Here is a 16315-nt window from a genome sequence, read left to right on the forward strand (position 1 = left end):
GACGGTGGCAACCATCCGTACCTCTATTGCACTGTATGACGGCGTGACCTCTCCGCTGGCAAACATGAACCGTGCGCTGAATATCGTGCTCAACAGCTTCGAGGCCATGCAGGGCGCGAGCGGCCGGGCAATCGACACCGCAGCCATTCAGCAGGCGCGGGAAGAACTTGCCCGAACTGAGACCGCGCTCAATAGCATCGAGCAGCGTTTGGGACAGGCGGATAACCAGCAAAATCGATTCAATCAGTCCCTACGTGCTGGCGGAAATGCCGCAGGCGTGCTGCTGTCCAAGATCAAGAGCATCGGCCTGACTTTGGGCGGTATGATCGGTATTGGTAAGGTGATTGGCCTGTCCGATCAGCTGGCTTCGACGACTGCCCGCCTGAATCTCATCGTGGATGACGGCGGCAGTATCGAGGAATTGCAGAGAAAGGTCATGGCCTCGGCGCAGGCATCCCGCGCAGCGTATTTTGATACGGCCAAGGCCATCGCCAAGATGGGCGCCAATGCTGGCGCGGCTTTTGGTACAAACGACGAGGTCATCGCGTTCATGGAACAGGTGAACAAGCAGTTTGTCATCGGCGGTGCAACGGCAGAAGAACAGAAATATGCCATGGTCCAGCTCACGCAGGCCATGGGCGCGGGAGCGCTGCGTGGTGAGGAATTGAACTCGATTCTGGAGCAAGCGCCGGGTATTGCCCGTGCCATTGAGCAGTATATGGGCATTGCCGAAGGTTCCATCAAGACGGTCGCACAGGATGGCAAGGTCACCAGTGAGATCGTCAAGAATGCGCTGTTTGCAGTTGCAGATGAGACCAACGCGAAATTCGAGTCCATGCCAAAGACCTGGGCACAGATCTGGATCGGCATGAAGAATTCCGCGCTTTCGACCTTCAGCCCAATCTTGCGTCAGATCAACCAGATCGCCAATACTGACGACTTCCAGAACACGACAAACGGCATTTTGAACGCACTTGCAGGCATTGCAGGCGCGTTGGCTGTGGTGTTTGGTTTAGGCGTACAGGTCGGCAGCTTCCTGTATGATAACTGGTCAATCATCGCACCCGTTTTGACGGCAGCCGCGGTCGCACTGCTGCTCTACACCGGCTATCTGACCGGATACAATGCGGTACAGGCCATCTCAAATGGACTTTCGGCGGTTTCGGCTGCGCGGGCTGCGATCAAGGCAGGGGCGACCCTTGCGGAAGCTGCGGCAACGACCACCGCGACCGGCGCACAGGTTGGATTGAATGCCGCGCTGCTGGCCTGCCCGGTGACGTGGATTGTGATCGGCATTCTGACGATCATTGCAGCAATCTACGCGGCAGTTGCAGCTATCAACCACTTCAAAGGTACGTCGTACAGTGCGACGGGATTCATTGCCGGGCTGTTTGCCACTTTGGGCGCATTTATTTTGAATTCCACCGTCATTCCGGTGCAGCGTGCGTTTGCATCGGCGGCCAATTTCATCGGCAATGTGTTCCGGGACCCGGTAGCAGCTGTCAAGGTTCTGTTTCTCGATATGGTAGAGACTGTGCTGAGCTATATTCAGAAGCTCGCGCAGGGAGTTGAAGATCTGGTCAATAAGATTCCGGGTGTAGAGGTTGAGATGACTGCCGGTATCGACTACTATGTGCGGTCGGTACAGGACGCCAAGCAGAACATCAAGGACGAATCGGGCTGGACCGAGTACGTCAAAGCTTGGGACTATATCGATTATCGGGATGCTGCGGCAGCAGGATATTCCTTTGGTGCTGGTGTCGAGGAAAAAGTAGGCAATCTGTTCAATTTTGACCTGTCCGACCCGCTGGGTGCCGCCGGGTATCAAAACAATTTTGACGGCATCTATGACAACACCCAGGCTATCGCGGATAATACCAAACAGAGTAAGAACACTTCGGACGAAGAACTGGCCTATCTGCGTATGATCGCAGAGCGGCAGGCGGTCAATCAGTTTACAACGGCTGAGATCAAGGTCGAAATGCACAACCAGAACAGCATTGCAAATGCACTGGATTTGGACGGCATTATGGATGAGATGCAGACCCGCGCTGTACAGGCCATGATTGAGGCAAGTGAGGGGGTGCACATCTGATATGTATCAGCTTTATTTGTCCTCGTTCCTGTTTCCAGTAGCGCCGGAGAAGCTCACACTCAAGATCGACAACCGGAATGAGACCGTGGAACTGATCGGTGACGGTGTGGTCAGCATCCTGAAGCAGCCGGGACTGACCAAAGTCACGTTTTCCACGCTGCTGCCCAATGTGCGCTATCCATTTGCGGCCTATGAATCGGATTTTCAGCCGGCATCCTGGTATCTGACTGCCTTGGAACAGATCAAGCTGTCGGCGAAACCGGTCGCTTTTCGCCTGCTGCGCACGGCATCCGGGCTGTCCTGGCAAACCTCGGACACCACCTTGCGTGTCTCTCTTGAGGAGTACACCATCAACGAGGATGCCGCACAGTATGGCGGCGATGTGATGGTAGATGTGACGCTGCTGCAATATCGAGCGTGGGCGACTAAAACGCTGGAGATCACAAAGACCGCATCGGGCGGTGCATCGGCTGCGATCACAACACCGCGCGACACATCTGGGCGTGAGACACCGCAAAGCTATACGGTACAGGCAGGGGACAACCTCTGGAATCTCGCCAAAAAGTATTTGGGCGATGGTTCCAAAAGCGACCAGCTGTATGAAAGCAACCGCGAGACCATCGAGCAGGCGGCCAGACAAAATGACAGAGCCAGCTCGTCAAACGGCTGGTGGATCTATCCGGGCACCGTGCTGAAATTACCGGAGGGCAGTTAAATGGGAAAATATGTATGGCCCTGTCCGGGATACAGCAGAATGTCCTCAGATTACGGGTATCGAATCCATCCGATTTCGGGAGACCGTAAGTTCCATGACGGCATTGATCTGGCCGCGCCGAGCGGAACGGATATTCTGGCCTGTGGTGCGGGTACTGTGAAGGTCTCAGGTTGGAACAGCGGCGGTTATGGCAATTACATCCGTATTGACCACGGCGGCGGTTTGGAGAGTTTTTACGGACATTGTAAAGCGCTCTATGTCAAGGTCGGTGCGACGGTCAAAGCAGGGCAGCGTATTGCGGCAGTCGGTACGACCGGTGCTTCGACCGGCAACCATCTACATTTTGGAATGCACCGAAACGGCAGTTCGGTCAATCCGTTATCTTACGTCAGTGCCAAAGATACGACTGCCAATTACACCGGCAGCAGCACATCGACCAGCACGGAAAATCGCGTGCGTGCCAAGTTTACCGCATACTATCCGGCAGATAATGCAATGGAAGGCGGATTTTACGACGCACAGGGCAATCTGCTCGACCCGTCCAAGCGCACGATGGCAGCGCCGAAATCGGTCCCGTTCGGTACACAGGTCACCATCATAGGAACAGGAACCAGCCGGGACGGTACAACCTATACGGTCAATGACCGCGGCGGCGCGATTACCGTGGAAAATGGTGTCTATCACTTCGATATTTTGATGGGCACCGCAGCTGAGTGCAACAGCTGGGGCGTGAAGTATGGATATGCCATCTTGGGCGGAACCGGGGCTGCCGATACCGGCAGCGGGACAGGCGCAGTCACGACCGAGAAAAAGGAGATCACAACGGTTGTGGTGCAGTCGGTCACCGGTCTGTCTGCCGTCCAGAAGAATCAGCTGCTCGATCTGCCGCCGCACTTGACCAACGGCATGGAGCTGCGCATCCAGAATGATAAGATCTATGTGCCCTGCGTGGCAGGTGAGGTTAAACTGGAACGCTCTCGCAAGGGAGAGCCTGCAAAACTGACGTTTACCGTGATGAAGGATGCAATTTTGAACTTTCAGGAGGGTAACCCGGTCACACTGCATTGGAATGGCATACCCGCCTTTGCTGGGTTTGTCTTTGAAAAGAGCCGACAGGACTTGGAACAGATCAAGGTTATCGCATACGACCAAATGCGCTACCTCAAGAATGAGGATACGCTGTCCTACGAGAACAAGACCTATGCCGAACTGCTGCGTATGCTGGCAGCTGACTACGGCCTGAAGTGCGGACAGATCGCGGACACCAAGTATAAGATTCCCCATCGGCTGGAGGAGGGACCCCTGCTCGATATGCTGCAAACGGCATCCGATCTGACCGTGGTCGCTACCGGAAAGCTGTATGTGCTCTATGATGCCTTTGGTGCCCTAACCCTTGCGGGTCTGGACACCATGCGCATGGACAGTTATGTAGTGGATGCTGATACCGCGCAGAGTTTCGACTACACTTCGACCATCGACAAAGGCGTGTACAACAAAATCAAGCTCGCTGTGGACAATGGTGACACTGGCGTGCGCGAGACCTATGTATATAACGACACAGGCAGCCAGGCGGTCTGGGGACAGCTGCAATATTATGAAAAGCTGGACGAGGACACCGACCCGGCGCTGCTGGCCGAAAAGGCCAAAGCTCTGCTTGCGTACTACAACCGCAAAAACCGCAGTTTGAAAGTCAAGGGCGCAATCGGAGATATTAACGTGCGCGGCGGTACGTTGCTGCCGGTCTTTCTCAACATCGGCGACATCATTGTGCGCAATTATATGTGTGTGGAGTCGGTCACCCATCACTTTGTGGACGGATTGCACACCATGGATTTGGCACTGGCAGGAGGAGAATTTCAGGCATGAAGCAGTTGATTGAAGTGATCAAACAGGTTGCGCTCGCAGCTGTCCGGGAGGACAAGCCGACCGAGATCGTGTTCGGCACGGTCGTTACCGCACAGCCGTTGACCGTGCGCCTGTCGCAGAAGCGTATCTTAGGGCCGGACTATCTGGTGGTGCGTGCGTCCTGTGAAATCCAATGTCCGGGAGAGGGATGCGCACCGCGCTGTCAATGCGATGTGTACCAACCGGGAGATAAATTGATTCTACTGCGCTTCCAAGGCGGCCAGCGCTATCTGATATTCGGAAAGGAGGGGACACTGTGATTCCAACCCTGTACGGGGATGACCTAACAGCTGATTTCACGCTGCGCACACAGCCCACCCGCACCTATCGCCTGAACTTTGGCGGCAAACCATCGACCGGGATGCTGGATGGTCAGGAAGCGATGAAGCAGACCATTTTTATGATTCTGCACAGCGAGCGATATGCACATGAGATTTTCTCGTGGAATTACGGTGTGGAACTGGTCAGCCGGATTGGACAGGCAAACACACCGCTTTTGGAAAGCCTGATCCGGCAGTCAATCTCGGAAGCGCTTTTGCAGGATGACCGGATCTTGCGTGTTGAAAATTTTGCATTTGTTCGTAATCGCAAGCAGCTGACGGTGCGATTTACGGCGGTGACAACCGAGGGAGAGGTTCCAAGTGAATATGACTGGTGGGGAAAAGGTGAGGAGGTGACTGCATAATGGCGTATCGGGATGGCATTACCTTTGACAGCGTTATGGCCGATCTGCTGGCAGCGGTGCCGGATACCGTGGATAAACGAGAAGGCTCGGTGATTTATGATGCCCTTGCACCGGCTGCGGCAGAGATTGTCAAATGCTATATCGAATTGGATGTCGTCATGGATGAGACTTTCGTGGACACGGCATCGCTTTACGGCCTGATGAAGCGCTGTCGGGAGCGAGCCGTACCCATTCGGGATGCATCTGCGGCCGTCATTGAGGCGCAGTTTACCCCGGCAGAGATCTCGATTCCCAACGGTACACGATTCAATCACGATGGCGTGAACTATGCGGTGACCGATCGGGTGTCACCGGGTGTGTACCGCCTCGTATGCGAACAGACCGGTACAGCGGGCAATGTTTCCAGCGGCTTTTTGCTGCCCATCGAGTACATTGCCGGACTGGCTACTTCTCAGATTACCAGTCTGATCGTTCCGGGCGAGGACGCGGACGACGCAGATACCTTGCGCAAGCGTTACTATGATAGCTTGGAAGGCTTGGCATTCGGCGGCAATATCTTGGATTATAAACAGCGTGTTGGACTGCTGGATGGTGTAGGCGGCGTCAAGGTGTATTCGGTATGGAATGGACCGGGAACGGTCAAGCTGACGATTTTGGGCGCGGATGGGAAACCGCCATCCGGCGCCTTGGTAGAACAGGTGCAGACAGCGGTAGATCCGGAGCAGAATCAAGGGGAAGGGTTGGGGATTGCGCCGATTGGTCATACGGTTTTGGTGACTGGTGCCAGGGCAGAGCCAATCAATATTCAAACCCAGATTACATTTGCAGAGGGCTGGGAATTTGACACAGCGCAAAGTGCGCTGCGGGAAGCGGTCATGGCGTATTTTGTCACGCTGGCAGATGCCTGGGCGGATGAGACTGCGACCATTGTCCGCATCTCACAGATTGAGAGCGCCCTTCTCGCGCTTGATAGTGTTCTGGATGTGGCAGACACCAAACTGAATGGTACACCTGCCAATGTTCAGCTGGATGCGGATGCGGTTCCGAGTCTTGGTACATTGGAGGTGACGCAGCCGTGAAGCCATTGATTACTTATCTGCCTTGGGCCTTTCGTGATGTTCTGGAATATCGGTATCTCATGGCAGCGGAAGACGTGCAGCTGGAACGACTGCACAAGGCCGAGAAAAGCCTGATGGATAATCAGTTCTTGGACGACATGGACGAGCTGGGAATTCGTCGTTGGGAAGGAATTTTGAAGCTGCATCCGCTGAAAACCGATCAGCTGGATGATCGGCGTGCACGGGTGAAGGCGCGGCTGCTGGAAAATCAGGCGTTTACAATGCGATATCTCAGACGCTTTTTGCAATCCATGTTTGGAGAAGGGAATACACAGGCGCACGTTCAGAATTACGTGCTGCACGTTGAAATTCCGGCTGATACACAGGCAAAAGAGCAGATTTTGCGAGAGCACATCCTGCGCATTAAACCTGCGAATATCGCTTATGAACAGGCAACTGTTGCTCAGCCGATGCAGACAACCCTGTACCTCGGCGGTGCATTGATGCCGTCGCCTGTGACCACCCAGCTTCCACAATACCTACCAACCTATGACGCTGTCTCGGCTTATCCGGGCGGCGTGATGTGCAGCGTAACAACCCTCAGACTACCACCGATGGAGGTGACCAATTAAATGTATGGATTTATCATTCCGGCCAAAGGCATGGAGCTTTTGACCGGCCTGCTCGCCGGGGACACGCTGACCATTACCCGGTGTATGGTCGGCACCGGTCAGGTCCCGGCAGAGATCCAGCCGACAGCCTTGACCGATCTGGTTCAGCCGATTGCCCAGGCCACAAGCACCCAGCCGCTTGTGCACGGCAAACAGGTTGATTTTACGATTCAATATCGCAACGACCTGCACGGCGGTTTGGAAAACGGCTTTTATTTGCGTGAGTTCGGCGTTTTTGCTCGCGATAAGAGCGGTACAGAGGTAATGATCTATTACGGCAACTTGGGCGACTATCCCCAGTGGGTGCAGCCCTACACCCAGGGTGCGGTCGAAGTCAGAAGTTTCCCCGTCGCCATTGGAGTCAGCAACGCGCCCACTGTGATCCTGGAGTATAACGCGGATGCCTTTATGACCGCTGAGGATGTGGCCGATTATTGCACCGTTGTCATTCTGCCGCTGTTTTTGGACGAGGCGCGGCAGCTTATCGCGCAGCACAACACCGACCCGGCAGCGCATCCGTATATCCTGGGTATAACCGATCAGCTGGACAGCCGTATGTCTCTCATTGAGCTGCAATACAGCACGGACGTCAACGGAAACCCGTTCCGCGTGACGTTTGAAAATCTGGACAGCGTGGACGTTGCGGGTGTCTGGAATCAGCAGAAAGCACGCGTGGAGTTTTAAATAGGTGAAAATGAATGGCAAATTTTAATTACCAATACGAAGGGAATCATGCAGCAGATGATCCGTACCGTATGCGCTGTGATGCGTATGTGATTGGTGAATCAATCTCGGTAAGTGCTAGTTTTAGTTTTGATGCATACTACACTGACAGCTATCCAGGTAGAGAAGCTAAGTTCTTTTTGTATTCTGATGCCGCATTCTCTAAATTGATTTACAGTGCTACAGATGGTGCATCAGTTAAACCTGGCCTTAATAATACTGCATCAATAGTATATTCGCCGAAGATTAGTTGCGATATTTGGGTTAAAGTCGAAGGCTGGCGTTCTACCAGTGGAAGTGACAAACATTTTATTACCGCTAAGACGGATTCCCCAATACATGTAACTGTAAATGCATCCCCAACGGTGCCAGTATCTATTTCTATCCCAGACACCATTCGTGGCGGGGAAGATGCAAAAGTTAGTTGGCCAGCTGCAACCGACCCGGATGGCAATCTCGACGGATACATCGTTGAGCGTTCGTACAACGGCGGCTCGTCTTGGTCGCAGATCTATCAGGGACGTGAGACGAGCACGACAACCATGATTCCGCTTGGCACGGAAACAGTTATGTTCCGTGTTTGCGCCTACGATACTGCTGGTGCAAAATCCGGTTGGCGGACAAGTGAAAACCGCACAGTCATTAACAACCGCGCACCGGCAGCACCGCCGTCGATCTCCGTGCCGCTCAAGCCTGCGGGCGGCGAGAAATTGACCGTAACTTGGACGGCGTCCACCGATGCCGATGGCAACCTAGAGGGCTATGAGCTCGAACGCCAGTGGGACGGCACGGGTGCATTCACGCAGATTTACAAGGGCACGGGCTTGTCCTATCAGGACAGCATCCCCAAGGGTGAGCACACCAGCGTCGTCTATCGCGTCCGGGCTTACGACAGCTTTGCGTCCTATTCGTCCTACACGACCAGCCCGAGCCGCACGATCGACAACAACACGGCGCCGGTCATTGAGTGTAGCCAGTCGGGTGACCTGGGCGAGAAATCCGAGGGGTTCAGTATCCAGTATACAATTAAAGACGCTGAAAAACAGGAGGTAACGGTCACTGAAAAGGTGGGTGATATGGTCAAGCGTACCTATAAGGCGACGCTGGACGAGCAGGCCACCTTTGAAATTACCGACGAGTATTTCCAGAAGATTCTCAACGGCGCACAGACCGTGCAGATCGTGGCTACAGACTCGGCGGGCAAGTCGTCCACACTCGAGCTGACCTTTACCAAGGCTGTACATAAGGCGGTCATTACACTGGAAGAACCGTTAGCAGTCGAGGAACAGATCACGGTCGCCGTGCTGGCCATCACCGGCAAAATTCCGGCCGATGCAACCCAGCTCATCGAGCTGACCAACAACGGCAACGACCCGGAACCGGTATGGGAAGACGCGACCGCCGACGTTAAGGCTGGACGCAATCACCCGTTCACCAACAAGACCCAGACCAACGGCTGGGCGTTTAACTTCCGCGTCACCGTCGAGCGCGGTGAAAGCGGCGAGGACGGCAACATCGTATCCATCCAAGGAGGTTTTCAGTAATGGCACTTTGGTATGATGACAAAAAGCAGACCCGACCGCCCACACAGGGCGGCGGCACTGACCCGGCACTCGAACGCCGGGTCGAGACTCTTGAGACGACCAGCGGAGAGCAGCAGGCTGATATTGACAGCATGACCTCTGTGATGCAGCAGACCGCGCCGCAGCAGTTGGCAGCCTTTGCGCGTGTCATGGCCGTGCAGGCCGCGCCCACGATGACCGATTCCCAGGCACTCACCATGCCCGACCTGTTTCCGACTTGGGAGCAGGTGCTGGAGGAAGCGCAGCCGCTTAAAAAGGATGCGATCATCAACGACGGCGGCACGCTGTACCGTGTTGTGCAGGACAACACCACGCCGCAGGAGGGACAGCCGCCGCACGGCGAGGGCGTGCTGGCTGTCTATCGCCCGATCGACCAAAGCCACGCAGGCACGGCAGAAGACCCGGTCCCGTGGATCTACGGCATGGACTGCCACGAGGGCACATATTACAGCTACAACGGCAAGACTTACCTGTGTAAGTCGGATATGCTGCCGTGTGTCTGGGCCCCGGATACCGCAGGCCTGTGGCAGTGGGAAGTACAGGAGGGATAATATGATTGTACATCTGACAGACACAAAAGCCGTCCTGATGGGCGGTGCAGCGATTGCGGGCGGCGCGATCAGCCAGGCGTTTGGCGGCTGGGATGCCGCCATGATGACGCTGCTCATTTTTATGGCCATCGATTATGTGTCCGGCCTGATCGTCGCGGGCGTGTTTCAGGCATCGGATAAGAGCGCATCTGGTAGCCTGAGCAGCATTGCCTGCTGGCAGGGACTCCTTAAAAAAGGCATGACGCTGATCATCGTCTTGGTGGCTGCGCGGCTGGACATTGTCCTGGGCACGGCGTTTGTCCGGGATGCGGTCGTGATTGCCTACATTGTCAATGAGACGATCTCGATTATCGAGAATGCTGGACTTATGGGCCTGCCGGTGCCCGATGTCATCATGCAGGCCATTGAGCAGCTGCAAGGTAAGAATGGGCAAAAATAAAACGTGTCCAAATTGGACACGCACGGTGAAAGGAGTACATATATGGCAAAGGTTTTTCTGGGAGTCGGTCACGGCGGCAGCGATCCGGGCGCACAGGGCGGCGGTCTGGATGAGGCCGACATCAATCTCGGCATTGCGGTTGCGTGCCAGGCGGAACTGGTGCGCCACGGCGTACAGGTTCGCATGAGCCGTATCAAAGATGAGGACGATCCGCTGACCGAGGAGATTCAGGAGTGCAACGCCTACGATCCGGATCTGGCTGTGGACATCCACACCAACGCGGGCGGCGGCACCGGCTTCGAGGTGTATCACACGCTGGGCGGTGGTAAGGGTAAAATTCTTGCGCAGAATATCGAGGCTGAGGTCAAGGCCATTGGTCAGACCTCACGCGGCTGTAAGACCAAAGCAAATAGCGCAGGCCGTGATTATTTTGGGTTTATCCGGGAGACAGCGTGCCCGGCGGTCATCTGTGAGTGCGCGTTTATCGATACAGCAGCCGACCGGGTGAAGGTTGATACCGCGGACAAGCAGGCCGTGTTCGGAAAGGCGTATGCACGCGGCATTCTCAAGACGCTGGGTATCGCGGTGCAGCTTGAGCAGGTGACCGATCCTGATGTACAGACCGCGATCGACACCATCCAGATCAAGGCAGGGCTGGAGGAGCAGACGATTCGTTATCTGCTGGATTACCAGTACGGCGAGGCATTGGTCAAAAAGCTGGCGCGAGCAATGGATAGAAATTTAGTGGTTAGTTCCTAATTGTGGTAGCGTGTATCTGAGGGGCAGTATAATAAATGGCCGGATAATTTCCGGCCATTTAAAAATGGAATATAAGGTTTTGAATTATATATGCTACTTTGTGAAGATTTATGATCCATGCAATTATGTCTAAACTAAGTATAATCAATGCAAATACATTAAAATAAAACACATAAGGTAGTCTAGACTTTAGACGCTTAAGTGGTGAGCAATTTGTTTGTGAAGTATCATTTACACAAGTGCAATTGTGCTCATTGCATTGAGTCAGGATGCTTAACTTTGTGATTTTAGATACAAAGTACATTAGGCCACATATTGTATTAAACACAACAAGACCACAAATGGTTGCAATAAAAATGACTTTGTAAATAGAAGAATTTTGCATACTCTCGAGGACGCTACTGCTAAATGACATTCCACCCATGAATGCAAGAACTACTGCAGAAAAGATACTTAATACGGTCAACACTTCAGTTTTTAATCCGTGTGCGTGTTCTATTGCAACTTTGAGGGAGTCTTTTGCTTGATTTAGCTCGAGCTTTGTAGCCGTTAATTCTGAATTTAAGTCTTGGATTTGTTGTGTCTGGGATTGGGAAAATTGAATTCGTGCAATTTCTAAATTTATATGATCTTGTAATTTGAAGAAATGGGATAATAATAAGTCGTATTGAACGGAATGTGCGGAAATGTAATTGCCCAGAATGCTTAAATTATTTGTAAGATATTCAAAATTATATGGGCTGTCAGCTTTGGTAAAATCGAGCAATAAAGGGAAAAAGCGAGAGTAATAATGACGAAAAGGCTCTTGTTCGCCGTCTCGATAAATGTGATAAAGAGTTCCGCTGATTCGTTCCAGCTGTTCTGTATCTTCGGGATCGAGAACATCTCCGGATAAAGAGCATAGTAAACTTTCTAGATTGCGTTGCTTTGTTTGGACGCTAGCCTCTTCCATTTTAGACAATACACTCCTTCCGGATAATCAAATCAAAAGGAATGGTACCACGAGGCGAGTGTTTGGTATTGAATATATCATCCCAAGGATGATTAGGTAAGTGTGTTAAATTTACTAATTTACTTACGGTTATTGGAAGGTATTTTTTCAAGATAGAAGAAATGATTTCTTGATCTTCTTGGTCTATTTGTTGTGGATCATAAAGACAGTCAATGGGCATTCCGCCATAAGCACAAAACTCATAATAAACTTCGGGGATAACGGGACCAAACTGCCACGCCGAAAATACATCATTAAATAAGTATTTTCCGGTTTGTTTGTAATAATCAATCCAAAGAAAATATAAAACTTTTTGCAATTTTAAGTTGCTTATAGGCTGATTTGTTCGAGAACAATAATCAACGATATGCCGAGAAATAGTTGTTGCAGCATACATGGCTAAAATCCCTCCCTTCATTTATGGTATGAGTAATAGATAACTTTGTTGTAAAGTTATCATAGCATGTGGTTTATGGAGTGTCAATCTTATACTTGACTTTTGATAGGGAATCTGATATAATATCAGAATTTTTTTCATAAAAAAGATGATAGAAGAATCTTTTTTTTAGTGAATTTGTTATATTTTTGCGATCTAAAAATTTTTATTACGCTATATTAGGTGAAATATAGAGTGGCAGTCGCTTTTTAATCACATATTTATAATGGTGAAACATACGCTTAAATTACACGAATCGACTCACATGGAATATGATAATGTCGATTAATGATACAAGCGACCCGATCGTCTGGGTAGTGTCTTTGGAGGAATGTCGCTAAAAGATAGAAATTATGCAAGCAATTCAAAGATAGAGAGGCCTTAAACTCGTCTAAAAGGTCTGGATATAAATCAAAATCTGCATTAGCCCATTCATTGGATAAGTAATCGGCTAAGTTTGGTAAAAAATCATCACCACCATCTAATTTGGTATAAGCAAGAGGTGTTACAACTTCCAACAGCACAGACTTTGTTCGTTTGGTCCAGTCCTCTAATAAGTCTACCCGTGTTGGATCAATATATTGCATTAAATCGTGGACAGCTTTTAAGAATTCGGGGCATGTTTCTATGCAAGAGTAGTCTGTAATATTGAGATGTGGAGGACACCATAAGAATCCCTCTATGCCTCCGTAATCCGTTGAATCTTCATGCAATCTAGAATATAAATAATTTATTTGCTCATATATCTCACGTTCGTGATTATTTGCGTTGAAATCAATTGTATTTAGATTGCTAAAGTCCAAATTGTCTGATAGCAATTTATCAATATCATATAATTTAATGGAAAATGAGCGCTTGTTAGGTCCGTTGTAGATCAGAGAAGCTTTAGCAATATCAAAGTGAATTAGGTGTTGTTCAAGAAATTGCCGCAAAGGAGTGTCGTTAGTCAGTAAGTCGCATAATGACAAAAAGCCATACTGTTGAAAGGGTGCTAGATCACCGTCAATGGTTGTTGTAAGATGATGCCAAGTGACTTTGACGTTATCAATTGGAGTTTCCAAGTTGATTTCCAATTCATTGATTATATCTGAAATATCGTGGGCGCTTTGGTATTTATCGAGAGTAGCGGTTAAATCTTTTTCTGCGATAGAAAAATGTCGACAGAACTCTGATGTGCAATCAGATTTAAAAAAATTAAAAATGATGGAAGTATCTTTGTCCACAATCTTACCTCACAGAGTTCTAAAAAAAGCTGACATCAAATTGACACCAAACAATCCCGAAAAATCGCCAAAAATCCAAGAAAATCCCGAAAATGCACTTTGAACAAAATTCAAGTGTAAAAGGCGATAAAATACAAAGAAACCGCTTAATCGATCTCTTTTGAAGATCTATAAGCGGTTTTTCTTTGGTCCGAGTGACAGGACTTGAACCTGCGGCCTCTTGACCCCCAGTCAAGCACGCTACCAGCTGCGCTACACCCGGATATTTACTTGCTGCGTTGTTACTTGCTGAACTCAGCTTGTATATAATACCATGGGTGACAAGGAATGTCAACAGGAAAACTCAAAGTTTTTCAAAAAAATTTCTGACGCGTTCCGGGAGGGTATCGAGCGGGGGATGGTTGTCAAAATAGAGATCATAGGGGTAGGATTCGACCTCATCATCCGAGCGATTGCCGTAATGCCGTGCGGAAAGACCGGAGCGGCGTACGAGCAGCGTGCGGCAATCTGGGCCAATGGCAGTTTTGAGTCGTTCAATTTCTTCCGGCTCGCGCACATGTAAAAATAGAATCTCATCATCACTGCCCAGAAAATCCTGATAAGCTTTGAGACAGTAGGTGAAGGATAGATCGTTAAATTCGGTGAAAGCTTGTTTGAGCTGAGATAAGAGCCGGCGTGCGGCCAGTGTTTTTTGACCATCCCAACCGGCGAATCGAGCGATTTCAACGATGGGGGTGATAGACGAGACATTACGGACACGAAAATATTGGGCGGCACAGTTGCAGATGGTATCCTTACCGACACCGCCCTGACCATTGATGATAAAAACTTGCTTGCGCATAGAAGAAACGCTCCCTTTTCCCTTGGGTCGGGTACTAGAATGTATTTATCATACCCTGATGGGAACCAAAAATCAAGTATCCGCATGGAATGTCCATTGCTAGGGAAGAGAGCATATACGTGAACGATTTATCCAGTATGCAATAAATGTACTTACAACAAAATACAGATCAGACCGCCGGTACTCTCGTTGATGATGCGTTCCAGGGTTTCGCGGAATTTCTCGCGTGCATCTTCGGGCATACGGGAGAGTTTGCCGGACAGTTCTTCGCCGACTAGTTCGGACAACGGCTTACCAAAAATATTGGTATCCCAGATTTTTTCGGGAGCGCCTTCGAATTCTCCAAGCAGGTAACTGAGCAGCTCCTCGGACTGTTTTTCGGTGCCAACGATAGGAGTAACCGATGCCTTGATTTCGGCTTTCATCAGATGGATGGAGGCAGCGGAAGCGCAGAGTTTGACTCCGTACCGGCCACCTTGACGAATGATTTCGGGAGGTGCAAGAGACAGATCTTCCAGACGCGGCATGACGACACCGTATCCGGTTGCCTGGGCCTGTTCAAGCGCACCGGCAATGCGCTCGTATTCTTTGGCGGTGGCAGACAGTCGGGTGAGGACGGGGATGAGGTCGGCTTCGTCCTTCATCTGGATGCCGGTCTGTTCGGTGACGATTTGGTAGAAGACACGGTTTGGGACATCGGCGACCAGACGCGCACATCCTGTGCCTAAGTCCATGTTTGCGATGCGTGCATCGTCAATCCACTCATTTTCACAGAGTGCCTGTGCCATTGCTTGCAGGTCGCGCATGGTATGCGCAGCACTGCCTGCCTGTCGCAGACTGTCATAGACGCTGGACTGCACCGGATGATTGGCGCTCAGGATGCTGACGAATCGGGGCAGCGCGACGGCGATTTGCTGGATGGGGAATTCATAGAGCACTTCGGTCAGAATGGTGCGCAGGTCGGATTCTCCAAGCGAAGCGCAGTTGACCGGAACGGCAGACACGCCGTAGGTCTCCTGTAAATGCTGGACGACTTGCTGGGCGGCTGCACTGTGTGGGTCGACCGAGTTGACCAATGTCAGAAAGGGCTTGCCAATGGATTGCAGTTCCTGAATGACACGGCCTTCGACCGCGGCATAGCTTTCGCGGGGAAGATCGGAGAACGAACCGTCGGTCGTGATGACAAGACCGATGGTGGAGTGATCTTCGATGACTTTTTTGGTGCCGATCTCAGCGGCTTCGGCCATAGACATGGGTGTGTCACGCCAGGGGGTTGACACCATGCGCGGGGCATCCTCTTCCATGCTGCCAAGTGCACCGTCAACTAAGTAGCCGACACAATCCACCAGACGTACCCGGCAGGTACTGCCCGGTGCCAGTGTGATTTCGGCAGCCTGTTCGGGAACGAACTTGGGCTCTGCGGTCATGATCGTGCGGCCCGAACCCGATTGCGGCAGTTCATCTTTCGCCCGCTCGCGCTGGTATACATTGTCGATTTGCGGAATGACCATACATTCCATAAAACGCTTGATGAAGGTGGATTTACCCGTGCGAACCGGGCCGACGACACCAATGTAGATATCACCGCCTGTGCGGGTGCCGATCTGTTCGTAAAGACCTTTGTTTTCCATTTGTGTTTT

The 16315-nt window shown here is 51.2% G+C and carries 17 protein-coding genes and 1 tRNA gene; 12 read left to right on the plus strand and 6 right to left on the minus strand.

The annotated features are described in order from the left end of the window. Window positions 1–4 precede the first annotated feature (4 nt). The 12 genes from B5D52_RS05175 to B5D52_RS05230 all read left to right on the plus strand — a co-directional run bounded on the left by B5D52_RS05175 (window position 5) and on the right by B5D52_RS05230 (window position 11184). A complete protein-coding gene (locus B5D52_RS05175; RefSeq protein ID WP_016146544.1) occupies window positions 5–2095 on the plus strand; it encodes a tape measure protein in 2091 nt (696 codons plus the stop codon). A 1-nt stretch (window position 2096) separates the two neighbouring features. Continuing rightward, on the plus strand, window positions 2097–2810 hold the full coding sequence (locus B5D52_RS05180; RefSeq protein ID WP_016146545.1) for a LysM peptidoglycan-binding domain-containing protein: 714 nt from the start codon (window positions 2097–2099) through the stop codon (window positions 2808–2810). Continuing rightward, window positions 2811–4676, plus strand: coding sequence for an XkdQ/YqbQ family protein (locus B5D52_RS05185; RefSeq protein ID WP_016146546.1), 1866 nt, complete (start codon window positions 2811–2813; stop codon window positions 4674–4676). Beyond that, entirely contained in the window at window positions 4673–4975 is a 303-nt protein-coding gene (locus tag B5D52_RS05190) for a DUF2577 domain-containing protein (protein ID WP_016146547.1), read from the plus strand. The genes B5D52_RS05185 and B5D52_RS05190 overlap by 4 nt, the downstream gene beginning before the upstream one ends. Then, window positions 4972–5400, plus strand: coding sequence for a DUF2634 domain-containing protein (locus B5D52_RS05195; RefSeq protein WP_016146548.1), 429 nt, complete (start codon window positions 4972–4974; stop codon window positions 5398–5400). The genes B5D52_RS05190 and B5D52_RS05195 overlap by 4 nt, the downstream gene beginning before the upstream one ends. Beyond that, window positions 5400–6479 (plus strand): baseplate J/gp47 family protein, encoded by a 1080-nt coding sequence (locus B5D52_RS05200; RefSeq protein ID WP_016146549.1) that lies wholly within the window; start codon window positions 5400–5402, stop codon window positions 6477–6479. Before B5D52_RS05195 ends, B5D52_RS05200 begins: the two co-directional genes overlap by 1 nt. Continuing rightward, window positions 6476–7090 (plus strand): putative phage tail protein, encoded by a 615-nt coding sequence (locus B5D52_RS05205; RefSeq protein WP_016146550.1) that lies wholly within the window; start codon window positions 6476–6478, stop codon window positions 7088–7090. Before B5D52_RS05200 ends, B5D52_RS05205 begins: the two co-directional genes overlap by 4 nt. Beyond that, entirely contained in the window at window positions 7091–7813 is a 723-nt protein-coding gene (locus tag B5D52_RS05210) for a hypothetical protein (RefSeq protein ID WP_016146551.1), read from the plus strand. It begins immediately after the preceding gene. Window positions 7814–8217: 404 nt separating this feature from the next. After that, the gene (locus B5D52_RS05215) at window positions 8218–9396 is read left to right on the plus strand and encodes a fibronectin type III domain-containing protein (RefSeq protein ID WP_143149476.1); all 1179 of its coding nucleotides are present in this window, start codon (window positions 8218–8220) and stop codon (window positions 9394–9396) included. Beyond that, on the plus strand, window positions 9396–9986 hold the full coding sequence (locus B5D52_RS05220; protein WP_016146553.1) for a hypothetical protein: 591 nt from the start codon (window positions 9396–9398) through the stop codon (window positions 9984–9986). Before B5D52_RS05215 ends, B5D52_RS05220 begins: the two co-directional genes overlap by 1 nt. Before the next feature lies 1 nt (window position 9987). After that, the gene (locus B5D52_RS05225) at window positions 9988–10425 is read left to right on the plus strand and encodes a phage holin family protein (RefSeq protein WP_016146554.1); all 438 of its coding nucleotides are present in this window, start codon (window positions 9988–9990) and stop codon (window positions 10423–10425) included. Between the two features lie 42 nt (window positions 10426–10467). Next, entirely contained in the window at window positions 10468–11184 is a 717-nt protein-coding gene (locus B5D52_RS05230) for an N-acetylmuramoyl-L-alanine amidase (protein WP_016146555.1), read from the plus strand. A 58-nt stretch (window positions 11185–11242) separates the two neighbouring features. Here B5D52_RS05230 and B5D52_RS05235 read toward each other — a convergent pair whose 3' ends face one another. The 6 genes from B5D52_RS05235 to spoIVA all read right to left on the minus strand — a co-directional run bounded on the left by B5D52_RS05235 (window position 11243) and on the right by spoIVA (window position 16306). Beyond that, window positions 11243–12136: a hypothetical protein gene (locus tag B5D52_RS05235; protein ID WP_016146556.1), complete on the minus strand. Its 894-nt coding sequence runs from the start codon at window positions 12134–12136 to the stop codon at window positions 11243–11245. 1 nt (window position 12137) lies between these two features. Beyond that, complete coding sequence (locus tag B5D52_RS05240) at window positions 12138–12572, minus strand: Panacea domain-containing protein (RefSeq protein ID WP_016146557.1); 435 nt, start codon at window positions 12570–12572, stop codon at window positions 12138–12140. Between the two features lie 281 nt (window positions 12573–12853). Next, window positions 12854–13834 carry a hypothetical protein gene (locus B5D52_RS05245; protein ID WP_016146558.1) on the minus strand — a complete coding sequence of 327 codons (981 nt, stop codon included), beginning with the start codon at window positions 13832–13834 and terminating at the stop codon, window positions 12854–12856. 186 nt (window positions 13835–14020) lie between these two features. Next, window positions 14021–14096, minus strand: a tRNA-Pro gene (locus tag B5D52_RS05250). 81 nt (window positions 14097–14177) lie between these two features. Next, entirely contained in the window at window positions 14178–14675 is a 498-nt protein-coding gene (locus tag B5D52_RS05255; protein WP_016146559.1) for a hypothetical protein, read from the minus strand. A gap of 152 nt (window positions 14676–14827) precedes the next feature. Then, window positions 14828–16306, minus strand: a complete 1479-nt coding sequence (spoIVA, locus tag B5D52_RS05260) for a stage IV sporulation protein A (RefSeq protein ID WP_016146560.1) — start codon at window positions 16304–16306, stop codon at window positions 14828–14830. Window positions 16307–16315: the final 9 nt, after the last annotated feature.

Origin of the sequence: Butyricicoccus pullicaecorum DSM 23266 (assembly GCF_900167005.1) — a bacterium.
Lineage (GTDB): Bacteria > Bacillota > Clostridia > Oscillospirales > Butyricicoccaceae > Butyricicoccus > Butyricicoccus pullicaecorum.